The organism is Streptomyces sp. NPDC094147 (assembly GCF_044764265.1).
Lineage (GTDB): Bacteria > Actinomycetota > Actinomycetes > Streptomycetales > Streptomycetaceae > Streptomyces.
On record NZ_JBIWHT010000022.1, the window covers coordinates 1 to 21642 of the forward strand.

26 protein-coding genes and 1 pseudogene are annotated in these 21642 nt (G+C 70.7%); 20 read left to right on the forward strand and 7 right to left on the reverse strand.

The genetic code is table 11. The features are described from left to right. The 3 genes and pseudogenes from ACIQ8J_RS26435 to ACIQ8J_RS26445 all read left to right on the forward strand — a co-directional run. Nucleotides 1-117 (forward strand): annotated as a pseudogene (locus tag ACIQ8J_RS26435) (3-isopropylmalate dehydratase small subunit); the annotation flags it as partial. 239 nt (nt 118-356) lie between these two features. After that, complete coding sequence (locus tag ACIQ8J_RS26440; protein ID WP_329462819.1) at nt 357-584, forward strand: hypothetical protein; 228 nt, start codon at nt 357-359, stop codon at nt 582-584. 144 nt (nt 585-728) lie between these two features. Then, the gene (locus ACIQ8J_RS26445) at nt 729-1367 is read left to right on the forward strand and encodes an HU family DNA-binding protein (protein ID WP_403275210.1); all 639 of its coding nucleotides are present in this window, start codon (nt 729-731) and stop codon (nt 1365-1367) included. 105 nt (nt 1368-1472) lie between these two features. On the opposite strand, the gene ACIQ8J_RS26450 is transcribed toward ACIQ8J_RS26445, so the two are convergent. Both ACIQ8J_RS26450 and cofC read right to left on the reverse strand, forming a co-directional pair. Further along, the gene (locus ACIQ8J_RS26450) at nt 1473-1676 is read right to left on the reverse strand and encodes a hypothetical protein (RefSeq protein WP_403275208.1); all 204 of its coding nucleotides are present in this window, start codon (nt 1674-1676) and stop codon (nt 1473-1475) included. A 174-nt stretch (nt 1677-1850) separates the two neighbouring features. Next, nucleotides 1851-2474, reverse strand: coding sequence for a 2-phospho-L-lactate guanylyltransferase (cofC, locus tag ACIQ8J_RS26455; protein WP_403275227.1), 624 nt, complete (start codon nt 2472-2474; stop codon nt 1851-1853). 250 nt (nt 2475-2724) lie between these two features. On the opposite strand from cofC, the gene ACIQ8J_RS26460 reads away from it, so the two are divergent. From ACIQ8J_RS26460 to ACIQ8J_RS26470, 3 genes are read left to right on the forward strand one after another with little or no spacing between them, the layout of a single operon-like run. After that, complete coding sequence (locus ACIQ8J_RS26460; protein ID WP_403275206.1) at nt 2725-3471, forward strand: lysophospholipid acyltransferase family protein; 747 nt, start codon at nt 2725-2727, stop codon at nt 3469-3471. Then, nucleotides 3468-4481, forward strand: a complete 1014-nt coding sequence (locus ACIQ8J_RS26465) for an NAD(P)H-dependent glycerol-3-phosphate dehydrogenase (RefSeq protein WP_403275204.1) — start codon at nt 3468-3470, stop codon at nt 4479-4481. Before ACIQ8J_RS26460 ends, ACIQ8J_RS26465 begins: the two co-directional genes overlap by 4 nt. A 57-nt stretch (nt 4482-4538) precedes the next feature. After that, nucleotides 4539-5696 carry a D-alanine--D-alanine ligase family protein gene (locus ACIQ8J_RS26470; RefSeq protein ID WP_403275202.1) on the forward strand — a complete coding sequence of 386 codons (1158 nt, stop codon included), beginning with the start codon at nt 4539-4541 and terminating at the stop codon, nt 5694-5696. Nucleotides 5697-5707: 11 nt separating this feature from the next. Here the strand turns inward: ACIQ8J_RS26470 and ACIQ8J_RS26475 are convergent, their stop codons facing one another. Together ACIQ8J_RS26475 and ACIQ8J_RS26480 are read right to left on the reverse strand one after the other, a co-directional pair. Then, complete coding sequence (locus ACIQ8J_RS26475; RefSeq protein WP_403275200.1) at nt 5708-6193, reverse strand: DUF3515 family protein; 486 nt, start codon at nt 6191-6193, stop codon at nt 5708-5710. Between the two features lie 20 nt (nt 6194-6213). Then, nucleotides 6214-6447: an Lrp/AsnC family transcriptional regulator gene (locus ACIQ8J_RS26480; protein ID WP_053727902.1), complete on the reverse strand. Its 234-nt coding sequence runs from the start codon at nt 6445-6447 to the stop codon at nt 6214-6216. 224 nt (nt 6448-6671) lie between these two features. On the opposite strand from ACIQ8J_RS26480, the gene ACIQ8J_RS26485 reads away from it, so the two are divergent. Together ACIQ8J_RS26485 and thiD are read left to right on the forward strand one after the other, a co-directional pair. Beyond that, nucleotides 6672-7637 carry a thiamine-phosphate kinase gene (locus ACIQ8J_RS26485; protein WP_403275198.1) on the forward strand — a complete coding sequence of 322 codons (966 nt, stop codon included), beginning with the start codon at nt 6672-6674 and terminating at the stop codon, nt 7635-7637. Beyond that, the gene (thiD, locus tag ACIQ8J_RS26490; protein ID WP_403275196.1) at nt 7634-8440 is read left to right on the forward strand and encodes a bifunctional hydroxymethylpyrimidine kinase/phosphomethylpyrimidine kinase; all 807 of its coding nucleotides are present in this window, start codon (nt 7634-7636) and stop codon (nt 8438-8440) included. Before ACIQ8J_RS26485 ends, thiD begins: the two co-directional genes overlap by 4 nt. An 83-nt stretch (nt 8441-8523) precedes the next feature. Here the strand turns inward: thiD and rpmB are convergent, their stop codons facing one another. Then, nucleotides 8524-8709: a 50S ribosomal protein L28 gene (rpmB, locus tag ACIQ8J_RS26495; protein ID WP_003957616.1), complete on the reverse strand. Its 186-nt coding sequence runs from the start codon at nt 8707-8709 to the stop codon at nt 8524-8526. A gap of 262 nt (nt 8710-8971) precedes the next feature. Between rpmB and ACIQ8J_RS26500 the strand changes: the two genes are divergently transcribed. The 9 genes from ACIQ8J_RS26500 (at nt 8972) to mutM (ending at nt 18051) form a co-directional block, all read left to right on the forward strand. After that, nucleotides 8972-10579: a DAK2 domain-containing protein gene (locus tag ACIQ8J_RS26500; RefSeq protein ID WP_403275193.1), complete on the forward strand. Its 1608-nt coding sequence runs from the start codon at nt 8972-8974 to the stop codon at nt 10577-10579. Between the two features lie 72 nt (nt 10580-10651). Further along, nucleotides 10652-12865, forward strand: coding sequence for an ATP-dependent DNA helicase RecG (gene recG / locus ACIQ8J_RS26505; protein WP_403275191.1), 2214 nt, complete (start codon nt 10652-10654; stop codon nt 12863-12865). 47 nt (nt 12866-12912) lie between these two features. Then, nucleotides 12913-13509 carry a 16S rRNA (guanine(966)-N(2))-methyltransferase RsmD gene (gene rsmD / locus ACIQ8J_RS26510; protein ID WP_403275189.1) on the forward strand — a complete coding sequence of 199 codons (597 nt, stop codon included), beginning with the start codon at nt 12913-12915 and terminating at the stop codon, nt 13507-13509. 26 nt (nt 13510-13535) lie between these two features. Continuing rightward, nucleotides 13536-14015 (forward strand): pantetheine-phosphate adenylyltransferase, encoded by a 480-nt coding sequence (gene coaD, locus ACIQ8J_RS26515; protein ID WP_403275225.1) that lies wholly within the window; start codon nt 13536-13538, stop codon nt 14013-14015. Nucleotides 14016-14111: 96 nt separating this feature from the next. Next, nucleotides 14112-15197 (forward strand): ATP synthase F0 subunit B, encoded by a 1086-nt coding sequence (locus ACIQ8J_RS26520; RefSeq protein ID WP_403275187.1) that lies wholly within the window; start codon nt 14112-14114, stop codon nt 15195-15197. A 184-nt stretch (nt 15198-15381) separates the two neighbouring features. Then, nucleotides 15382-16029 carry a YceD family protein gene (locus tag ACIQ8J_RS26525; protein ID WP_403275223.1) on the forward strand — a complete coding sequence of 216 codons (648 nt, stop codon included), beginning with the start codon at nt 15382-15384 and terminating at the stop codon, nt 16027-16029. 2 nt (nt 16030-16031) lie between these two features. Beyond that, nucleotides 16032-16205, forward strand: coding sequence for a 50S ribosomal protein L32 (gene rpmF / locus ACIQ8J_RS26530; protein WP_007493396.1), 174 nt, complete (start codon nt 16032-16034; stop codon nt 16203-16205). Nucleotides 16206-16224: 19 nt separating this feature from the next. Next, nucleotides 16225-17037 (forward strand): ribonuclease III, encoded by an 813-nt coding sequence (gene rnc / locus ACIQ8J_RS26535; RefSeq protein WP_403275185.1) that lies wholly within the window; start codon nt 16225-16227, stop codon nt 17035-17037. A gap of 144 nt (nt 17038-17181) precedes the next feature. Further along, nucleotides 17182-18051 carry a bifunctional DNA-formamidopyrimidine glycosylase/DNA-(apurinic or apyrimidinic site) lyase gene (gene mutM, locus ACIQ8J_RS26540; RefSeq protein WP_403275183.1) on the forward strand — a complete coding sequence of 290 codons (870 nt, stop codon included), beginning with the start codon at nt 17182-17184 and terminating at the stop codon, nt 18049-18051. Here mutM and ACIQ8J_RS26545 read toward each other — a convergent pair. Further along, on the reverse strand, nt 18024-18434 hold the full coding sequence (locus tag ACIQ8J_RS26545; RefSeq protein WP_403275181.1) for a winged helix-turn-helix transcriptional regulator: 411 nt from the start codon (nt 18432-18434) through the stop codon (nt 18024-18026). The two genes, mutM and ACIQ8J_RS26545, sit on opposite strands and share 28 nt — an antisense overlap. A gap of 161 nt (nt 18435-18595) precedes the next feature. Between ACIQ8J_RS26545 and ACIQ8J_RS26550 the strand changes: the two genes are divergently transcribed. Then, nucleotides 18596-19186 (forward strand): flavodoxin family protein, encoded by a 591-nt coding sequence (locus tag ACIQ8J_RS26550; protein ID WP_403275179.1) that lies wholly within the window; start codon nt 18596-18598, stop codon nt 19184-19186. A 214-nt stretch (nt 19187-19400) separates the two neighbouring features. Here ACIQ8J_RS26550 and ACIQ8J_RS26555 read toward each other — a convergent pair whose 3' ends face one another. Next, nucleotides 19401-20309, reverse strand: coding sequence for a CAP domain-containing protein (locus ACIQ8J_RS26555; RefSeq protein ID WP_403275177.1), 909 nt, complete (start codon nt 20307-20309; stop codon nt 19401-19403). Between the two features lie 179 nt (nt 20310-20488). Between ACIQ8J_RS26555 and ACIQ8J_RS26560 the strand changes: the two genes are divergently transcribed. Together ACIQ8J_RS26560 and ACIQ8J_RS26565 are read left to right on the forward strand one after the other, a co-directional pair. After that, nucleotides 20489-20782, forward strand: a complete 294-nt coding sequence (locus ACIQ8J_RS26560; protein ID WP_329462799.1) for an acylphosphatase — start codon at nt 20489-20491, stop codon at nt 20780-20782. A gap of 379 nt (nt 20783-21161) precedes the next feature. Beyond that, complete coding sequence (locus ACIQ8J_RS26565; RefSeq protein ID WP_403275174.1) at nt 21162-21380, forward strand: hypothetical protein; 219 nt, start codon at nt 21162-21164, stop codon at nt 21378-21380. The last annotated feature ends 262 nt before the right edge of the window (nt 21381-21642 follow it).

Below are 21642 nucleotides of genomic sequence, written 5' to 3' on the forward strand. Positions count from 1 at the left end.
CGCTGGCGGCTCCTGAACGGCCTGGACGACATCTCGATCACGCTCCAGAACGAGCCCGACATCGCCACCTACGAAGCCCACCGCCCCACCTTCAAGCCCAGCACGATCCAGGCCTGAACCGCGTATTGACCCCCCTTCGGCTGCATCGCGCCCCCTGATTTCCGGATTGATTTCCGGGCAGGGGGCGCGTCGCGTTTTGGGCTCCGGGGGTGACGTCAACTAGCCTTGTGCGCAGGGCAGATGGCCGGATAGTCGCTTGCGCGATCGGGGGTGCGTACGGACGTCCAGGAGTCGCTGGATTCGCCCAGTTGCCCCCGCCGGAGGTGACAACTCGCCTCAGATGGCACAATCGACGCATGGAACGCGACAGCCAACTCGGGCTCTACGGGATGGTGGCGGACCAGCTCAAAGAAGCGCACACAAGGGTGCGCGAACTGCAAGTCCCGGAGGGCGTACGGATGGCGCTGTCCCGGAAGCTGCTGGTCATAACAGCGGCTGCCAAACACGATCTCGCCGATGCGGCAAGGCGTCTGGACCGGTTGATGAAGGACCTCGACGAGGGCCGATTCCCCGAAGGCGACTGAGCCGCAAGGAACTCGGCGAGAGCCGACTTCGTTGCGGCACTAGGGTGATTAGCCCGTTTCGTGTTTGATTTGCGGTATATATCTGCCTAACGTGCGAAAAGGCCTGGACACTTTCGCTCAGGCAATGTCTCCGAAGGGGAAGACGTGAACAAGGCGCAGCTCGTAGAAGCGATTGCCGACAAGGTCGGCGGCCGTCAGCAGGCCGCGGACGCGGTTGACGCGGTGCTGGACGCGATCGTCCGCGCAGTCGTCGCCGGCGACCGCGTCTCGGTCACCGGTTTCGGCTCGTTCGAGAAGGTCGACCGCCCGGCCCGGTACGCCCGCAACCCGCAGACGGGTGAGCGCGTACGGGTCAAGAAGACCTCGGTTCCCCGCTTCCGCGCGGGCCAGGGCTTCAAGGACCTCGTCGCGGGCTCGAAGAAGCTCCCGAAGAACGACGTGGCCGTCAAGAAGGCCCCCAAGGGCAGCCTCTCGGGCGGTACTTCCACCCGTACGACCGTCAAGAAGGCCGCGGCCAAGAAGGCCACCGCCAAGAAGACGACGGCCAAGAAGGCCACCGCGGTGAAGAAGACCACCGCGGCGAAGACCACGGCGGCCAAGAAGACCACCGCCAAGAAGGCCACGGCCAAGAAGACCACGGCCAAGAAGGCGGCGCCTGCCAAGAAGGCCGCCACCGCGAAGAAGACCGCGCCGGCCAAGAAGGCCGTCGCGAAGAAGGCGCCCGCGAAGAAGACCACGGCGCGCAAGACCACCGCCAAGAAGACCACCGCTCGCAAGAAGTAGTCCGCAGCGGTTACGCGGCAAGGCTCAAGCGCCGGGCCGGGCTCCCCTCGGGGAGACCCGGCCCGCGGTCGTTTCCGGCCAAGTCGCCCCGCGCGCGGCGGGGGCTCAGAGGGTCTGCAGCGTCACCAGCGTGATGCGCAGCTCCGCGCCGGACCCCTCGGTCTCGATCCGGACCCGCTGGCCCGGCCGCAGCAGCCGCAGACCGCCCGCGTCGAAGGCCGGGGCACCGAAGTCCACCAGGGTGCCGTCGTCGAGCAGCACACTGCCGCTGCGGGTCTCGGAGTCGTATGTGTACGCGGTCGCCTGCATAGCGCCAGCTTAGGGGGTGTTCGGTGGATCAGGGCCGGGGTCGCGACGCCTGGCACGGCACCTCGCCGCGTTGCCGAACCGCCCCGATAGCTCCGCTATCAAGACGCTCCGGCGCCTTGCGATGCACCGCACCAGCCGCCGCGCCCTGTCCGACCCTGATCCACCGAACACCCCCTAGTGCCCCCCTACGGGGTCCAGAGCTCCCCGCAGGGCTGCCGTGGCCGGGCCCACGCCCAGGGTCAGGGCGGCTCGCAGGTCCGTGCCGGTGTCGACGTCGCCGCGGACCGAATCCACGCCGTCGAGCAGGATTTCGGCGGCCCCCGACGCCGAATGCGCGGCCCGGGAAGGGCCGCCGAAAACCGGATTCAAATCGACGCCCGGAACGGCCGAAAGGAAAGTCGTCCCGATTCCCGCCGCGTCCGCGAGAAAAGCCCGCGGAAATGCGGCCGCCGCGGCGAGCACCCGGCCCAGTTCGGCGGGCCGCAGCGCCGGCAGATCCGCGTTCAGGGCCGCCACCGGGGCCGCCGGGCGCAGCGCGCGCACCCGGTACGCCCCGTGCGCCAGTGCGGCGTTGAGGCCCGCGCCGGGGGAGTCGGGCACGATGCGCGCGCCGAGCGCGGCCAGTTCCGCCCCCGCCTTCGGGTCGTTGGTGACGACCGCCACATCGCGCACCGCCGGGCAGTCGAGCGCGGCCGCCACCGTGTCGAGCGCGAACGCCAGCGCGAGCCGCGGCCGCAGCCCGCCGCCGACGGCGGCCGCCAGCCTGCTCTTGGCCAGCGCCAAGGGCTTCAGCGGTATGACGAGGGACCAGCGGGCAGCTGTGGCGGTGTTCGTGGCGTCCCCTCCGTCCGAGCGCCGCCCCGATCCGGCCGGGCCGCGGCGGGCTTCATTGTCACCCGCCCGGAGCCCCGCTGTCCGGGCCGGGGCGTACGGTGTTCTCGACAGACCAGGGGCCTGGGGCGACACTTGCCCCCAGCAGCCACGCAGAGTCAGTTCATCCCCCGGGTCTCGCAGCGGCCCGGCCGGGTCCACAAAGGAAGGTGTCCGAGTGTCCCGCCGCAGAATCGGCTTCTGGTACCGCCTGGCGGCGGTCATCGCAAAACCGCCGCTGGTGGTTCTGATCAAGCGGGACTGGCGCGGAATGGAGAACATTCCGGCCGAGGGCGGATTCATCACCGCGGTGAACCACAATTCCCATCTGGACCCGTTCGCGTACGCCCATTACCAGTACAACACGGGCCGTGTTCCGCGATTCCTGGCCAAGCACGGGCTTTTCAAGAAGGGATTCATCGGGGCCATCATGCGTGGCACCGGACAGATCCCCGTCTACCGCGAGACCACCAACGCGCTCAGCGCGTTCCGGGCCGCGATCGACGCCGTGGAGCGCGGCGAATGCGTCGCGTTCTACCCCGAGGGCACCCTCACCCGGGACCCCGACCAGTGGCCGATGACCGCCAAGACCGGCGCCGCCAGGGTCGCGCTGACCACCCGCTGCCCGGTCGTCCCGGTCGCCCAGTGGGGCGCCAACCTGGTGCTGCCGCCGTACGCGAAGAAGCCCCACCTGTTCCCGCGCAAGACGCACATCGTGCTCGCCGGACCGCCGGTCGACCTGTCGCGGTTCTACGGCAAGGACTTGACCCCGGACGTCCTCAAGGAGGCAACCGAGGTCATCATGGCGGCCATTACCGAACTCCTCGGCGAACTGCGGGGCCAGACCCCGCCCGCCGAACCGTACGACCCGCGCAAGGCACGTCTGGAACAGCGCCGCAAGGCCGCCGGGGAGGGCACCAAGTGACACACGGCACCACCAAGGCAGCGGTGTTCGGAACGGGTTCGTGGGGCACGGCGTTCGCCATGGTCCTCGCCGACGCGGGCTGCGAGGTGACCCTCTGGGCCCGCCGGCCCGAACTCGTCGAAGCGGTCAACTCCACGCGCACCAACCCGGACTACCTGCCCGGCATCGAACTCCCCGAGTCCGTACGGGCCACCACCGACCCCGCCGAGGCCGCGGCCGGCGCCGACTTCACCGTCCTCGCCGTGCCCTCCCAGACGCTGCGCGCCAACCTCGCCGAATGGGCCCCGCTGCTCGCCCCCGACACCGTGCTCGTCTCCCTCATGAAGGGCGTCGAACTCGGCACCGCCAAGCGGATGAGCGAGGTCATCGCCGAGGTCGCCAAGGTCTCCGAGGACCGCGTCGCGGTCGTCACCGGACCCAACCTGGCCAAGGAGATCGCCAAGCGGATGCCGGCCGCCGCCGTCGTCGCCTGCCGGGACGAGGCCGTCGCCCGGCGCCTCCAGGCCGCCTGCCACACCCCGTACTTCCGCCCGTACACCAACACCGACGTCGTCGGCTGCGAACTGGGCGGCGCCGTCAAGAACGTCATCGGCCTCGCCGTGGGCATCGCCGACGGCATGGGGCTCGGCGACAACGCCAAGGGCTCGCTCATCACCCGCGGCCTCGCCGAAACCACCCGGCTCGGCCTCGCGATGGGCGCCGACCCGCTGACGTTCTCCGGCCTCGCGGGCCTGGGCGACCTCGTCGCCACCTGCTCCTCGCCGCTCTCGCGCAACCACACCTTCGGCACCAACCTCGGCAGGGGCATGACCCTGCAGGAGACGATCGCCGTCACCAAGCAGACCGCCGAGGGCGTCAAGTCCTGTGAATCCGTACTGGATCTGGCGCGCCGGCACGGCGTCGACATGCCCATCACGGAGACCGTCGTCGGCATCGTCCACGAGGGCAAGCCGCCGGTCGTCGCGCTCAAGGAGCTGATGTCGCGCAGCGCCAAGGCCGAGCGGCGCTGACCGCGCCGGGCCCTCGGCAGCGGCGGCGGCGCCTCGAACGGGTACCCTCAACGCGATATGAGCAGCGAGAACCTCCCCCAGAGCCCTGAGAAGCAGCTCCGCAAGCCGCGGGTGGCCGTAGTGTTCGGCGGCCGCAGCTCCGAACACGGCATCTCGGTCGTCACCGCCGGTGCCGTGCTGCGCGCCATCGACCGTACGAAGTACGACGTGCTGCCCATCGGCATCACGACGGACGGCCGCTGGGCACTCACCGCCGACGACCCGGAGCGGATGGCGATCAGCGACCGCCGCACGCCCAGCGTCGAGGACCTCGCCGAGTCCCCCGAGGGCGGTGTGATCCTCCCCGTGGACCCGGCCAGCCGCGAGGTCGTCTACAGCGAGCCCGGATCGGTGCCCAAGGCGCTGGGCGAGGTCGACGTGGTCTTCCCCGTGCTGCACGGCCCCTACGGCGAGGACGGCACCCTCCAGGGCCTCCTGGAGCTCTCCGGCATCCCGTACGTCGGCGCGGGCGTCCTCGCCTCGGCCGTCGGCCAGGACAAGGAGTACATGAAGCGCGTCTTCACCTCCTTCGGGCTGCCCGTCGGGCCCTACCTCGTGGTGCGCCCGCGCGAGTGGGAGCAGGACGAGAAGAGCGCCCGCCAGCGGATCGCGGACTTCGCGGGCGAGCACGGCTGGCCGCTGTTCATCAAGCCGTCCCGGGCCGGCTCCTCGTTCGGCATCACCAAGGTGGACTCCTTCGAGGGCCTGGACGAGGCCATCGCCGAGGCCCGCCGCCACGACCCCAAGTTCCTCGTGGAGTCGCTGCTGCGCGGCCGCGAGATCGAGTGCGGGGTCCTGGAGTTCGAGGACGGGCCGCGCGCGAGCGTGCCCGCCGAGATCCCGCCGGTGACCGCCCACGAGTTCTACGACTTCGAGGCCAAGTACATCGACTCGGCGGCCGGCCTCGTGCCCGCGCCGATCGGCGAGGAGGCCACCGCCGAGGTGCAGCGGCTCGCCGTCGAGGCCTTCGACGCGGCGTCCTGCGAGGGCCTGGTCCGCGCGGACTTCTTCCTCCAGGACAACGGCCGGTTCGTCATCAACGAGATCAACACGATGCCGGGGTTCACGCCGATCTCGATGTACCCGCGGATGTGGCAGGAGAGCGGCGTCGACTACGCCGAGCTCGTCGACCGCCTCATCCAGGCGGCGCTGCGCAGGTCCACGGGACTGCGCTAGACCCTGGGCCCCTAGGGCACGTCCAGGGTCTTGGGGACCGTCTTGCCGACAGGGGCGCCGAACGGCTGGAGCACCGAGGCGTCGTGCTCGTACCGGGCCCCTGTCAGCAGCTCGACGTAGGGCTCGCGGTACTGGGTGATGAAGCGCGGCCCCTGGGGGCGGGGCTGCACGGTCCAGGAGACCCCCTCCACCTCGACCCCCGGATACTTCGGATCCGCCACCTCCGCGGGCCGCGGGATCCCGCAACGCAGTACGATCTCCGCGTCTCCCGCACCCCACCGCGCGGTCAGCGGGGATTCGGGCGCCGGGTCGTCGCGCTTCTGCCCGGCCACGGTGTCGGGCAGCAGCTTGTGCAGCGCCGCACAGGCGGCCGCCTCCTTCGCGGGTGGCGAGGGAACCGCTACCGGCGGGGTGGCGTCGGACGAAGAACAGCCCGCGGCCGCCAGTACGGCGGCCGCGGACAGGACGAGAAGCGGCCGGCGGCGAGAAGATGTCACCGGCCCAGGGTATGCGGGGGCTACAGATGGACGACCGGGCAGGTCAGGGTTCGTGTGATGCCGTCCACCTGCTGGACCTTGGCGACCACCATGCGACCGAGTTCGTCAACCGTCTCGGCCTGCGCGCGCACGATCACGTCGTACGGTCCGGTCACGTCTTCGGCCTGGATCACCCCCGCGAGCTTTCCGATGGCCTCGGCGACTGTCGACGCCTTGCCCACCTCGGTCTGAATGAGGATGTACGCCTGTACCACGGAACCTCCAGGGCGGCCACGAGGATCATGTGGGGGAGAGAAAGAGACGCCACGGTACCGCGTCGCCCCGCGCGACGGGGAGACCCGCGCGCCCGGCCGCGCACGCCGAGTGGCGAAGGCGGACATGAAGTTGACGTATGTGTTGACGGTACCCACGGCCGAGACCGCTCGCGACCGCAAGCGCGCCGGGGCACCCGGGGTACGAAGATGAGAGGTGGGACACGGTGAAAGGCACTGTGGGCGAGTTGGGGGAGTTCGGGCTCATCAGGGAGCTGACCTCCCGGCTCACCTCCACCCCCGCGGTACGGCTGGGGCCGGGCGACGACGCCGCGGTCGTGACCGCACCCGACCGCAGGGTGGTCGTCAGCACGGACGTCCTCCTGGAGGGCCGGCACTTCCGGCGCGACTGGTCGACGGCGTACGACGTGGGACGCAAGGCCGCCGCGCAGAACCTGGCCGACATCGCCGCCATGGGCGCCGTGCCGACCGCGGTCCTGCTCGGCCTGGTCGTGCCGGCCGAACTGCCGGTCACCTGGCCCACCGAGCTGATGGACGGCATCCGCGACGAGTGCCAGGTCGCGGGCGCGGCCGTGGTCGGCGGCGACGTCGTGCGCGGGGACACCATCACCGTCGCCATCACCGCACTCGGCGACCTGCGCAACCACGAGCCGGTCACCCGGGCCGGCGCCCAGCCCGGCGACGTGGTCGCGGTGACGGGCTGGCTCGGCTGGTCGGCGGCGGGGTACGCCGTCCTGTCGCGCGGCTTCCGCTCGCCGCGCGCCTTCGTCGAGGCACACCGCCGCCCGGAGCCCCCGTACCACGCGGGCCCCGCCGCCGCCGGGCTCGGCGCCACCGCCATGACCGACGTCAGCGACGGCCTGGTCGCCGACCTCGGCCACATCGCCGAGGCCAGCAAGGTCCGCATCGACCTGCGCTCCGGGCTCATCGACATCCCGACGCAGATGAGCGACATCGGCCAGGCCGTCGGCGTCGACCCGCTCCAGTGGGTGCTCACCGGCGGCGAGGACCACGCGATCGTGGCGACGTTCCCGCCCGACGTGAAGCTGCCCGCCCGCTGGAAGGTCATCGGCGAGGTCCTCAACCCGTCCGCGCTGCCCACCGTCACCGTGGACGGCGCGCCCTGGACCAGCAAGGGCGGCTGGGACCACTTCGGGGACGATCCCGCATGATCCCCCGTGTGCTGACCGTCGCCGGATCCGACTCCGGCGGCGGCGCGGGCATCCAGGCCGACCTCAAGACGATGCTGGCGCTCGGCGTGCACGGCATGAGCGTCATCACCGTCGTGACCGCGCAGAACTCGCTCGGCGTCCAGGGTGCCTGGGAGCTTCCGGTCGAGGCGGTGCGGGCCCAGTACCGGGCCGTCGTCGACGACATCGGCGTCCAGGCCGTGAAGACCGGCATGCTGTCGTCGGCGGCCCTCGTGGAGGCCGTCGCAGAACTGCTCGCCGGCACGGACGCGCCCGTCGTCGTGGACCCGGTGGGCGTCTCCAAGCACGGCGACCCGCTGCTCGCCGCCGAAGCCCTCGACTCCGTACGCACCAGGCTGCTGCCGGCCGCGACCGTCGCCACCCCCAACCTGGACGAGGTGGCCCAGCTCACCGGCGTGCACGTCGAGGACGAGGACGGGATGCGGCGGGCGGCGCGGGCGGTCCTGGAGTTCGGCCCGCGGTGGGCGCTCATCAAGGGCGGGCACTTGCCCGGGTACACAGGGCGGGCGGGTGGGAACGACGCAGTGGACCTGCTCACCGACGGCACCGAGGAGCACTGGCTGCGGGCTCCGCGCCTCGACAACCGGCACACCCACGGCACGGGCTGCACGCTGGCCTCCGCCGTCGCCTCGGGCCTCGCCAAGGGCCTCACGGTCCCCGAGGCGGTCCGGGCGGCCAAGGAATACGTCACGGGCGCCATCGCCGCGGGATTCGCGCTGGGCGGCGGAATCGGTCCGGTCGACCACGGCTGGCGCTTCCGGTAGCGGGTAAGGCAAAAAGCCGGTCCACCGAGGTGGACCGGCTTTTCAAGGCAACCGCAGGGGCTGCGCTACGACAGACGTCGCAATTAGCGCGAGACCTTGCCGGCCTTGATGCACGAGGTGCAGACGTTGAGCCGCTTCGGCGTCCGACCGACCACGGCACGCACACGCTGGATGTTCGGGTTCCAGCGACGAGACGTACGGCGGTGCGAGTGCGAAATGTTGTTGCCGAAGCCCGGCCCCTTGCCGCAGACGTCGCAGTTGGCAGCCACGGGTCACTCCAAAGACTTCAGATGCATTAAATGCACTTACAGTGAAAACCGGCGCACCGGAATCAGAGATCTGAAGTGGCTTGCCGGGGGAATCGGCCCGACTCTCGCCGGGCAACCGAAGCAGCATACAACGGCTGCTCCTGAGATACGAAACTACCACGGCCCCGGCCGCCCCCGCCCCGGCCCGGGGCCCGCACCGGGTCTACCCTGCGGTTCAGCCGCATCCCCGCTCGCCGTTCCCGTCCGCAAGGAGGACCACCAGGTGCCGCAGACCCTCGATGCCGTCGCGGTACGCAGCTGGTGCGCACTGGCGCTGGACGCGCTGGGCCGGGACCGCGAGGCGATCGACGCGATCAACGTGTATCCGGTCGCGGACGGGGACACCGGCACCAATCTCTATCTGACGATGGAGTCGGCGGCGCAGGCCGTGGAGGCGGTGTTCGCCGCCTACCCCGAGCCGCCGGTGTACGACGGCATCCCGGACACCGCCGACGTCGTACGCGCCATGGCGCACGGCGCGCTGATCGGCGCCCGCGGGAACTCGGGGACCATCCTCGCCCAGCTCCTGAGGGGCATGGCCGAGGTCGTCGCCGAGGGGGCGGGGGAACTCGCCGCGGCGCTGCGCAGGGCCGCCTCCGCCGCCTACCTGGCGGTCGCCCACCCCGTCGAGGGCACCGTCCTGTCGGTGGCCACCGCGGCCGCCAAGGCCGCCGAGAACGCGAGCGGAACCCCGGCCGCGGTGGCCCAGGCCGCGTACGCGGGTGCCAGGGACGCCCTGGAGGCGACGCCCTCCCAGCTCGCGGTCCTGGGGCGCGCGGGCGTCGTGGACGCGGGCGGGCGCGGCCTGGTGACCGTGCTCGGCGCCCTGGTCCAGGCCCTCTCGGGCGAGGCCCCGGTCGTACGGCACGAGGCTCCGGTGCCCATTCCCGTGGAGGACTGCCCGGCCGAGGCCCCCGGCGCCGGGCCCGCCTTCGAGGTGATCTACCTCCTGGACGCCGACGACGCGGCCGTGGACCGGCTGCGGGCCCGGCTGGACCGGCTCGGCGACAGCCTGGTGGTGGTCGGCGGCGACGGGCTGTGGAACGTCCACGTGCACGTGGACGACGCGGGCGCGGCCGTGGAGGCCGGGGTCGAGGCGGGCCGGCCGCACCGGATCCGGATCACGCACTTCGAGCAGCCGGCCGCCGTCGTGCCGCCCAGGGAACAGGTCCAGCGGGCCGTCGTCGCCGTCGTACCCGGCGAAGGCCTCGCCGGGCTCTGCGCCGAGGCCGGCGCCACGACCGTGCTCGCCCGGCCCGGCGAGGCCCCGGCCAGCGGGGAACTGGTCGAAGCCATCCGGCGCGCGCACGCCCGCGAGGTCGTGCTGCTGCCCAACGACGCCGAGCTGCGCCACACGGCCGCGGCCGCCGTCGAGCAGGCACGCGCGGAGGGCATCCGGGTCGCGCTCATCCCGACCCGGGCCGCCGTCCAGGGCATCGCCGCGCTCGCCGTCCACGCACCCGAGCGGCGCTTCGACGAGGACGTGGTCGCGATGACCTCGGCGGCCGGCGCCACCCGGCACGCCGAACTGGCCGTCGCCGAACGGCAGTCGTGGACGACGGCCGGCATCTGCCAGGCCGGGGACGTGCTCGGCCTCATCGACGGCGACGTGGCGGTCATCGGCGACGACCTGGCATCCACCGCCCGCACCGTCCTCGACCGGATGCTGGCGGCCGGCGGCGAACTGGTCACCCTGGTGCTCGCCACCGACACCCCGCCGGGCCTGGCGTCGGCCCTGGAGTCCCACGTCCGCGAATCCCACCTGGCGGTGGACACCGTGGTGTACGAGGGCGGACACCAGGCGGTGCCGCTGCTGATCGGCGTGGAGTAGCCCCGCTCCGCGCGCGGGTGTGACCAGCGGTTATCCACAGGGGGCGGCGTGCTGTCAGTCCCGTGGTGTGCAATGGATCGCGTGCCTGCGCTCGAAGAACCACTGAAGAAGCTGCTCGGCGGACCCACCGCGAAGGTGATGGCCGAGCAGCTCGACCTGCACACGGTCGGCGACCTCCTGCACCACTACCCGAGGCGGTACGAGGAGCGCGGCCAGCTCACCAAGCTGGCCGAGCTCCCCCTCGACGAGGACGTCACCGTCGTCGCCCAGGTCGCCGACGCCCGGGTGCACACCTTCAACGGCGGCCGGGGCCAGCGCCTGGAGATCACCATCACCGACGGCAGCGGCCGCCTCCAACTGGTGTTCTTCGGGCGCGGTATCCACAAGCCGCACAAGGAACTGCCGCCCGGCAGCCGGGCGATGTTCGCCGGCAAGGTGTCGATGTTCAACCGCCGCCTCCAACTCGCCCACCCCACCTACGCGAAGCTGGGCGCCGACGCGGACGACGAGAGCGACATCGACTCCTGGGCGGGCGCCCTCATCCCGATCTACCCCGCCTGCAAGGGCCTGGAGTCCTGGAAGATCGCCAAGGCGGTCGACGCGGTGCTGCCCAGCGCCCAGGAGGCCGTCGACCCGCTGCCGCCCGCCCTGCGCGAGGGCCGCGGCTTCGTCCCGCTGCCCGAGGCACTGCTCAAGGTCCACCGGCCGCGCGCGAAGGCCGACGTCGACGACGCCCGGCAGCGGCTGAAGTGGGACGAGGCCTTCGTTCTCCAGGTGGCGCTCGCCCGCCGACGCTACGCCGACACCCAACTCCCCGCCGTGGCAAGGAAACCCGCCCCCGGCGGAGTCCTCGACTCCTTCGACGCCGAGCTGCCCTTCACCCTCACCGAGGGCCAGCAAAAGGTGTCCGCGGAGATCTTCGGTGACCTCGCGACCGAGCACCCCATGCACCGCCTCCTCCAGGGAGAGGTCGGCAGCGGCAAGACGCTGGTCGCCCTGCGCGCCATGCTCGCCGTCGTCGACTCCGGCGGGCAGGCCGCGATGCTGGCGCCCACCGAGGTGCTGGCCCAGCAGCACCACCGCTCCATCACCGAGATGATGGGCGAGCTCGCCGAGGGCGGGATGCTCGGCGGGTCCGAGCAGGGCACCAAGGTGGTGCTGCTCACCGGCTCGATGGGGATGCCCGCCCGCCGCCAGGCGCTGCTCGACCTGGTGACCGGGGAGGCCGGGATCGTCATCGGCACGCACGCCCTGATCGAGGACAAGGTGCAGTTCCACGATCTGGGCCTGGTCGTCGTGGACGAGCAGCACCGCTTCGGTGTCGAGCAGCGCGACGCCCTGCGCGGCAAGGGCAAGCAGCCCCCGCACCTGCTCGTCATGACGGCCACCCCCATCCCGCGCACCGTCGCCATGACCGTCTTCGGAGACCTGGAGACCTCCGTCCTGGACCAGCTCCCGGCCGGGCGCTCGCCCATCGCCAGCCATGTCGTCCCCGCCCAGGACAAGCCCCACTTCCTGGCCCGCGCCTGGGAACGGGTCCGCGAGGAGGTGGACAAGGGCCATCAGGCGTACGTGGTGTGCCCGCGCATCGGGGACTCCGAAGACGACGCGGCGGAGGCGAAGACCGCCAAGGGGAAGAAGAAGGCAGAGGAGGCGGAGACCGCCGACAAGCGGCCGCCGCTCGCGGTGACCGAGATCGCGGACCAGCTGCGCAAGGGCCCCCTGAAGGGCCTGCGGATCGAGATCCTGCATGGGCGCATGCAGCCCGACGACAAGGACGACGTGATGCGCCGGTACGCCGCGGGCGAGGTGGACGTGCTGGTCGCCACCACGGTCATCGAGGTCGGTGTGAACGTGCCGAATGCCACCGCCATGGTGATCATGGACGCCGACCGCTTCGGCGTCTCCCAGCTCCACCAGCTGCGCGGCCGCGTCGGCCGCGGCGCCGCCCCCGGCCTGTGCCTGCTGGTCACGGACATGCCGGAGGCCGCCCCCGCCAGGGCCCGGCTCACCGCCGTCGCCGCCACCCTCGACGGCTTCGAGCTCTCCCGCATCGACCTCGAACAGCGCCGCGAGGGCGACGTGCTCGGCCAGGCCCAGTCCGGCGTCCGCTCCTCGCTGCGGATGCTCACCGTCATCGATGACGAGGAGGTCATCGCCGCCGCCCGGGAGGAGGCCGTCACGGTGGTCGCCGCCGACCCGGAGCTGGAACACCTGCCGGGGCTGCGCACGGCCCTGGACGCCCTGCTCGACAAGGACCGCGAGCAGTATCTCGACAAGGGCTGACAGACTGGGGGCGCAAGGTTCACGTACGTACACGGACAAGGACTGAGATGACCCGCGTGATCGCCGGCCGGGCCGGTGGCCGCCGCCTCGCCGTACCGCCGGGCACCGGCACCCGCCCCACCTCCGACCGGGCGCGCGAAGGCCTCTTCTCCACCTGGGAGGCGCTGCTCGGCACGCTCGACGGCATCCGGATCGCCGATTTCTACGCGGGCTCCGGAGCCGTCGGCCTGGAGGCGCTCTCGCGGGGCGCCGCGCACGCCCTGCTGGTCGAGGCCGACGGACGCGCGGCCCGCACCGTCCGCGACAACGTGGCCGCGCTCAAACTGCCGGGCGCCGAAGTACGCACCGGCAAAGCGGAACAGATCGTGACAGGACCGGCGCCCGCCGATCCGTACGACGTGGTCTTCCTGGACCCGCCGTACGCCGTCACCGATGACGATCTTCGCGAGATCCTGCTCACACTCCGCCGCGGGGGCTGGCTAGCCGAGGACTGTCTCGTCACCGTGGAGCGCAGCACCAGAGGCGGGGAATTCGGCTGGCCCGAAGGATTTGAAGGACTGCGGGCCCGTCGTTACGGCGAAGGCACGTTTTGGTACGGTCGCGCCGCCTCCACGTGCGAAGACGCACCCGGAGACACCCCATGACCGGACCGGAGAGCGAGGGACATCAGTTGCGCCGCGCCGTCTGTCCGGGGTCCTTTGACCCCATCACCAACGGACATCTCGACATCATCGCCCGCGCCTCCCGGCTGTACGACGTCGTACACGTCGCGGTGATGATCAACCAGTCGAAGCAGGGCCTGTTCACCATCGAGGAGCGGATCGATCTGATCCGCGAGGTGACGGCCGACTTCGGCAACGTGGAGGTCGAGTCCTTCCACGGCCTCCTCGTCGACTTCTGCAAGCAGCGCGACATCCCCGCCATCGTGAAGGGGCTGCGCGCCGTCAGCGACTTCGACTACGAGCTGCAGATGGCCCAGATGAACAACGGGCTCTCCGGCGTCGAGACCCTGTTCGTGCCGACCAACCCCACCTACAGCTTCCTGTCGTCCTCGCTGGTCAAGGAGGTCGCGACCTGGGGCGGAGACGTCTCGCACCTGCTGCCGGCCACCGTCCACCGGGCCCTGGTCGCCCGGCTCGCCGAGAAGTGAGCGGCTGACGGTCCGTCACTCGGTGTCGGGCGGGCGCCGACTGGCCTTACAGTCGTCCCGTCCGTCTCCAATCCGTTAGAAGAGTGGCGATCGCCGGTGGACGTGCAGAAGAAGCTAGACGAGATCGTCGAGGTGGTCGGCGGCGCCCGGTCGATGCCCATGTCGGCCTCGTGCGTGGTCAACCGCGCCGAGCTGCTCGCGATGCTGGAAGAGGTGCGCCAGGCCCTGCCCGGCTCGCTCGCCCAGGCCCAGGAGCTGATCGGGGGCCGTGAGCAGATGGTCGAGCAGGCCCGCCAGGAGGCCGAGCGGATCATCGAGTCCGCGCACGCCCAGCGCGGCACGCTGATCTCCGACACCGCGGTCGCCCGCCAGTCCCAGGACGAGGCCGACCGGATCCTCGGCGAGGCCCGCCGGGACGCCGAGGAGATCCGCGCCGAGGCCGACGACTACGTCGACTCCAAGCTCGCGAACTTCGAGGTCGTCCTCACCAAGACCATCGGCTCGGTGGACCGCGGCCGCGAGAAGCTGCTCGGCCGGGGCCCCGGTCTGGACGAGCAGGGCCGCTCGGACGAGGACGCCCCCGAGTACAGCTCGGACCCGCAGACGCTGATCCACCGCGCCGACGAGTACGTCGACGCCAAGCTGGGCGCCTTCGAGGCGGTGCTCGCCAAGACCCTCGAAGCGGTCGGCCGCGGCCGCCAGAAGCTGCACGGCCGGACCGCGTCGGACGAGCTGGGTGCCCACATGGCCGCCCAGGACGCGGCCGGCGAGCTGGGCCGGCACACCAGTGACGCCGACTACCTGGCCGGCCTCGCCGAGCTCGCCGAGCCCGAACCGGCCGCGTCCCACGCCGTCGCCGAGCCGCACATCCCCGCACAGCACATCCCCGAGCAGCAGCCCCAGGCCTACGACCCGTACGGCTACCAGCAGCCGCAGCAGGACCCGTACGGCTACCAGCAGCAGCCCCAGCCCCATCAGGAGCAGTACGCGCAGTACGGGTACTCCCAGCAGGACCCGTACGCCTACGACCCGGCTCAGCAGCAGTACGTGCAGCAGCACCAGCAGCCCCAGTACCAGCCGCAGCAGGCCGCGCTCGACGAGACCAGCCTCTTCGACACCAGCATGATCAACCTCGATCAGCTGCGTGCGTACGAGCAGGGCCACGGGCAGGGCCGACCGTAGCGCTCCGGTTCCGGATGCGGCCGGAGTGTGAGCGGCCGGGGGAGGGTCCGGGCCGGATTGGGCCTATCGCGGCCGGTCCAGTATCCTGGCTCTTCGGTCGCGCGTACGTCCGCGATCCACGCTGCCCGATTCGCTTCGCGAAGCCGGTGGCAGCCACTCCACGACCTCGAAAGCAGGAAGAGCCCTGAGCACGCGCCTCGACCACCGCGATCCCCTCGTGTTCGACACACACGAGCTGGGACGGCGTCCCGGTGCGCTCCAGCGGCTCTCCCGCACCGTGGAAGCCCCGAGGGAACTCGGGATCCCCGAGGTCATCCACGTGCCGGAGGGCCGGCCCGTGGACATCGAGCTCCGCCTGGAGTCGGTCATGGAAGGGGTGCTTGTCACAGGCACCGCCCGTGCATCGGCCGAGGGTGAGTGCGTAAGGTGTCTGGAGCCGCTTCAGCAGGACGTTGAAGTGGACTTCCAGGAAATGTTCTCGTACCCCGACACCGACGACCGGGGCCGCCGCAAGGCAGCCGCGGACGACGATGCCGAGGACGACGAGGACATGATTCCGCTTGAGGACGGCATGTTCGACCTCGAGCCTTTGCTGCGTGATGCGGTGGTGCTCGCACTGCCGATGCAGCCGGTGTGCCGGGAGGACTGCCCCGGGCTGTGTTCCGAATGCGGAGCGCGCCTGGCGGACGACCCGGACCACCACCACGACGCCGTCGACATTCGTTGGGCGGCACTGCAGGGACTCGCCGGGACCATCCAGGACGGCGAGAAGGACAACATGAGCGGCACTGCGTCTGACGTGCAGGATGCCGCCGAGAAGCAGGAGAAGTAGCCGTGGCTGTTCCGAAGCGGAAGATGTCGCGCAGCAACACGCGCCACCGCCGGTCGCAGTGGAAGGCTGCGGTCCCCACCCTGGTTGCGTGCGAGCGCTGCCATGAGCCGAAGCTCCAGCACATCGCGTGCCCGAGCTGCGGCACCTACAACAAGCGCCAGGTCCTCGAGGTCTGAGCGGCTGGTGAGAGGCCCGATGTCTGAGTCCAACGCCAAAAAGGCGGACAACAACACGGCCTCGTCCCACACGCTTCTGGAAGGGCGGCTCGGCTATCAGCTCGAGTCCGCCCTTCTGGTGCGTGCGCTCACCCACCGTTCGTACGCGTACGAGAACGGCGGTCTGCCGACCAATGAGCGGCTCGAGTTCCTGGGGGACTCGGTGCTCGGTCTGGTCGTCACGGACACGCTGTACCGCACCCACCCCGACCTCCCGGAAGGCCAGTTGGCCAAGCTCCGGGCCGCGGTGGTCAATTCTCGTGCGCTTGCGGAGGTGGGCCGCGGGCTCGAACTCGGCTCCTTCATCCGGCTCGGCCGGGGTGAAGAGGGCACGGGTGGCCGGGACAAGGCGTCCATCCTCGCCGACACCCTTGAAGCGGTGATCGGTGCGGTCTATCTCGACCAGGGTCTTGAGGCGGCGTCCGCGCTCGTCCACAAGCTGTTCGACCCCCTGATCGAGAAGTCCTCGAACCTCGGGGCCGGCCTGGACTGGAAGACCAGTCTCCAGGAGCTGACGGCGGCCGAAGGGCTCGGTGTTCCCGAGTACCTGGTCTCCGAAACCGGTCCTGACCACGAGAAGACCTTCACTGCTGCCGCCCGCGTCGGTGGTGTCTCGTACGGCACCGGCACCGGCCGCAGCAAGAAGGAAGCGGAGCAGCAGGCCGCGGAATCGGCATGGCGGGCCATTCGGGCCGCCGCCGACGAGCGGGCCAAGACGGCGGCCGAGGCCCCCGTCGCCGCCGAGGCCGATGGCGGGTCGCCGACCCCCGCCGCCGGTGGTTCGGCGGCCTGACGCACCCTTCCTTCGAGCCCCCGTCCAGCGCACTCCGGTGCCGGGCGGGGGTTCTGCCTTTCCCCCTGGGAGTGGTCGTGGGCGTGGTCGCCATGGGCCGGGGCCCGCCGCAACTCGCCCTGGGGCAAGGGGTAATCTGCGCCCATGCCTGAGCTGCCTGAAGTCGAAGTGGTCCGGCGCGGACTTGAGCGCTGGGTGGCCGGTCGCATCGTGGCGGAGGTCGAGGTGCTGCACCCGCGCGCCGTGCGCCGCCATCTCGCCGGGAGCGCGGACTTCGCGGCGCGCCTCAAGGGCCACCGGATCGGGGTCGCGCGCCGGCGCGGAAAGTATCTGTGGCTGCCGCTCGCGGACACGGACGCCTCCGTGCTCGGGCATCTCGGGATGAGCGGGCAGCTGCTCGTCCAGCCGCAGGACGCCCCGGACGAGAAGCATCTGCGGATCCGGATCAGGTTTCAGGACGAGGCGGGCACAGAGCTGCGCTTTGTCGACCAGCGGACCTTCGGCGGGCTCTCGCTGCACGAGACCGCCGCCAACAGTACGGACGGGCTGCCCGATGTCATCGCGCACATCGCCCGGGACCCGCTGGACCCCGAGTTCGACGACGAGGCCTTCTTCGCGGCACTGCGGCTGCGACGCACCACGGTCAAACGAGCACTGCTCGATCAATCGCTCATCAGCGGGGTCGGCAACATCTACGCCGACGAGGCGCTCTGGCGCGCCAGGCTGCACTACGACCGCCCGACCGCGACCCTGACCCGCCCCAAGGCGGCCGAACTCCTGGGCCACGCACGGGACGTGATGAACGCCGCCCTCGCCGTCGGCGGCACCAGCTTCGACAGCCTCTACGTCAACGTCAACGGCGAATCCGGGTACTTCGAGCGATCGCTCGACGCCTACGGACGCGAGGGCGAGCCCTGCCGGCGCTGCGGGACCGCGATGCGCAGGCGCGCCTGGATGAACCGGTCCAGCTACTTCTGCCCGAAGTGTCAGCGGGCCCCGCGCGCCACGTCGTAGGTCTGCCGCGCCCCGAGGACCGCGGGCATCCGCTCCTCCACGAAGTGGATGAGCGCCAGCAGCCGTTCGGCCACCTCCTGGCCCAGCGGGGTCAGTTCGTAGTCGACCCGCGGCGGATTCGTCGGCTGCGCCTCGCGGTGGACGAGTCCGTCGCGCTCCAGGGAGTGCAGCGTCTGGGAGAGCATCTTCTCGCTCACGCCGTCGATCCGCCGGCGCAGCTCGTTGAAGCGGAAGCTCCCCTCGTACAGCGCGCCCAGGGTCAGGCTGCCCCAGCGGCCCGTGACGTGCTCCAGCGTGCTCCGGGACGGGCAGCTCTTGGAGAACACGTCGAAGGGCAGGTCGGCGGCGGCGGTGAGCTTGGCGGTACAGGAGTTCTCGTCCATGGCACCACCATACTCGCGGGCAGCGCACACTCAAGGGTTGCGCTAACTGAAAGTTAGTGCTTTCCTGGGTGCAGCGCCGCAGCGGGCAGCCCCCGCGAGGCCGAACACCGGCCGTCGCGCCCGTGCTGCCGCTTACCCGTCCTCATGAGGAGAATCCTGCCGTGACCACTCCCGTCGTCTCGATCGCCTACCACTCCGGCTACGGCCACACCGCCGTCGTCGCCGAAGCCGTTCGCAACGGTGCCGCCGAGGCCGGAGCGACCGTCCACGTCATCAAGGTCGACACCATCACCGACGCCGAGTGGGAGCTGCTCGACGCCTCCGACGCCGTCGTCTTCGGCTCGCCCACCTACATGGGCACCGCGTCCGGCGCCTTCCACCAGTTCGCCGAGGACACCTCCAAGCGCTGGTTCAGCGACGCCTGGCAGGACAAGCTGGCCGCCGGTTTCACCAACTCCGGCTCCAAGAGCGGCGACAAGGGCCACACCCTGCAGTTCTTCCAGACGCTGGCCGCCCAGCACGGCATGCACTGGGTGAGCCTCGGTCTGAAGCCCGGCTGGAACTCCAGCACCGGCTCCGAGCAGGACCTCAACCGGCTCGGCTTCTTCTCCGGCGCGGGTGCCCAGACCAACGCCGACCAGGGTCCCGAGGCCGTCCACAAGGCCGACATAGCGACCGCCGAGCACCTGGGCCGCCGCGTCGCCGAGACCGCCCGCATCTTCGCCGCGGGCAAGGCCGCCGTCAGCGGCTGATCACCAGGGAACGCCGTCAGCGGTTGATCATCGGTGAACAGTGATCGATTGCCCGATGCGTGATCTGTTTCCGCAGATGCGAAAGGGCCCCGTTCGTTCGTAACGCCCAGAGCGTTCGTAACGAAGGGGGCCCTTTCGAGCACGTACGAACAAATCACGCACGCGCGGAGACGAATGAGCGATCACCCGGACGTGATGGCGTACGGGCAAATGATCAAAAGCCGAAGTCCTGTGTCCACCACGGGCCGCCGGGACCGAAGTGCACTCCGACGCCCAGGGACTTGTACTCACAGTTGAGGATGTTCGCGCGGTGGCCCGGACTGTTCATCCAGGCGTCCATCACGGCCTTGGCGTCGGCCTGGCCGCGGGCGATGTTCTCGCCGCCGAGACCCTGGATGCCGGCCTTCGCCGCCCGGTCCCAGGGCGACTTGCCGTCCGGGTCGGTGTGGTCGAAGAAGCCGCGGGCCGCCATGTCGTCGCTGAACGCGGTGGCGAGCGAGGCCAGCGCGGCATCCGACTTCACCGGCATGCAGCCGGCCTGCGCCCGCTGCTGGTTGACCAGCGACATCACGGTGGCGGCGGCCGCGGCCTCGGCGGTCGGCGCCTGGACGCGCTGCTGGGGTATGACGGTCGAGGGGGCGACCGACGGGACGACCGGCGCGGTGACCGGCTTCGAGGGGGCCGGCTTCGAGGGGGCCGGCGCCGGGGGCTTGCGCGGTGCGGGCGGCGCGGAGGCCGGTGCCGACGGCGTGGCCGAAGCGCTGGGGGAGGGGGCGGTCGACGGCAGGTGCGCTGCCTTGGCCGTCTCGGCGGGCGTGGGCGCCGCGCTGGTCGGCTTCTCCGACTCGCCGCCCTGTGCCTGCACATTGGGCGTACCGCTCGGGTCGAGCCGGCCGCCGGCCATCGTGTCGCCGCTCACCTTGTACGTACCGCCGCCGGGCAGCAGCCCCGAGGCGACGGCCACGGCGCCCACCGCCACCGCGGCGGAGACGCCGAGCAACCCGGTGCGCACGGGCACCGAGGCCCGCTTCTTGCGGCGTGATCCACCCTGGGACCGGCCGTCCGAACCCTCCGCGAGATCTGCGGGCGCGGGTTCGCCGGCGGAGCGTCGATGGCGTCCCATCTGCTGTGCCTTCCTCAATGCCTGGGCAGTGCCTGGTCGCAATGCGCACGGGCCGCGATCGGCCCGAATGATCAAATGGGTACTAGCCCATTCGGGTGAGGCTCATTTCGTCGCGACTGTACGCCATGGCGCATGGGGGCGAAGTGCTGCGTGAGCAATTGGCCGGTTAGCGTGCACCTATGAACGAAGATGCGCACGGAGATGTTCGACTCACGGCCTGGGTGCGCGGGCAAGTGCAGCAAGTCGGCTTCCGCTGGTTCACCAGGGCAAACGCTCTGGAAATCGGCGGCCTCACCGGGTTCGCCCTCAATCTGGACGACGGCCGGGTGCAGGTCGTCGCCGAGGGCCCGCGTGAGAATTGCCACCGTTTGCTGGAGTGGCTTCGCTCCGACGACACACCGGGACGCGTCGACGGAGTGACCGAGATCTGGGACACCGTGCGGGGCGGCTACGACAGCTTCGCGATCCGCTGACCACCCGTCCGTATACGAGCCGCAGCCGGCCGCGGTGACACCCCGCGTCCGGCTCGCAACCCCGCGCTGACCTCGAACGATCTGCCTGTTGCCAAGTCGGGCTCGGCGTGGAAGGCTGCGGCAGTAAGGATGATCTCCACGCCCCCAGGGCTCCGAGAAGAGGCAGCGCCGCTCGTTTCAGCGGCCGCGTGCCCCCGGATCGCCCGTTGATACGGGGCGTGATCGTGTTGACCGTCAAACTTTTTGGTGAGACTCTGGAAGCCCCGCGCACCTTAGCTGTTTGGCATGAGAACCGCAGTGAAGTCCAAGCACCGCGGGTGCGATTCCCTCACGACCCACACCGCTTCGGTCGGTCACTCATTGTGGAGGACCATCCATCATGGCAAAGGCGCTTCTCGGTTACGTCGGCGGTTCCGACCCGCGACTCCTCGCCGAGATGCGACGGCTCCAGCAGCGCGTCCAGGACCTTGAGTCCGAGCTCGTAAGGATTCAGTCCGAGAACGACGTGCTGTCCGCTGCCGCCGCTTCGCACCGCGGAGATTCGCTGCTCGAAGGCATCGACATCGACGTCCCGCAGGCGGAGCCCGCACTCACCTGATCGCCGGGTGAGAGAGGCTTCCGTCGCTCTCGTCGAGATCGAGAGATCCGCAACACCTGCAAGGTATTGCAAGGGACGCCCCGGCGTCCCTTCTTTCTTTCCGCCATTTCACCGCCCCGGCGCGTCGAGAGCCGGACGCCGCCCCTCACCGTCTGATGTGCCCTGCACCTTCCTGGGTGAAACCGTCGACGCATTGTCTTCCCGGGGCAGAGCTCCCGCGCGCCCGGCGCGAAAACCCATGTGGCAGGCCGGAGCAGAGGGC

Coding starts and splice junctions, on each gene's coding strand:
- ACIQ8J_RS26560 (WP_329462799.1), top strand. CDS start 20,489: ATGAACGAAGATGCGCACGGAGATGTTCGACTCACGGCCTGGGTGCGC.
- ACIQ8J_RS26440 (WP_329462819.1), top strand. CDS start 357: ATGGAACGCGACAGCCAACTCGGGCTCTACGGGATGGTGGCGGACCAG.
- ACIQ8J_RS26545 (WP_403275181.1), bottom strand. CDS start 18,434: ATGGACGAGAACTCCTGTACCGCCAAGCTCACCGCCGCCGCCGACCTG.
- mutM (WP_403275183.1), top strand. CDS start 17,182: ATGCCTGAGCTGCCTGAAGTCGAAGTGGTCCGGCGCGGACTTGAGCGC.
- recG (WP_403275191.1), top strand. CDS start 10,652: ATGGATCGCGTGCCTGCGCTCGAAGAACCACTGAAGAAGCTGCTCGGC.
- rsmD (WP_403275189.1), top strand. CDS start 12,913: ATGACCCGCGTGATCGCCGGCCGGGCCGGTGGCCGCCGCCTCGCCGTA.
- ACIQ8J_RS26470 (WP_403275202.1), top strand. CDS start 4,539: ATGAGCAGCGAGAACCTCCCCCAGAGCCCTGAGAAGCAGCTCCGCAAG.
- ACIQ8J_RS26565 (WP_403275174.1), top strand. CDS start 21,162: ATGGCAAAGGCGCTTCTCGGTTACGTCGGCGGTTCCGACCCGCGACTC.
- rnc (WP_403275185.1), top strand. CDS start 16,225: ATGTCTGAGTCCAACGCCAAAAAGGCGGACAACAACACGGCCTCGTCC.
- thiD (WP_403275196.1), top strand. CDS start 7,634: ATGATCCCCCGTGTGCTGACCGTCGCCGGATCCGACTCCGGCGGCGGC.
- ACIQ8J_RS26555 (WP_403275177.1), bottom strand. CDS start 20,309: ATGGGACGCCATCGACGCTCCGCCGGCGAACCCGCGCCCGCAGATCTC.
- ACIQ8J_RS26450 (WP_403275208.1), bottom strand. CDS start 1,676: ATGCAGGCGACCGCGTACACATACGACTCCGAGACCCGCAGCGGCAGT.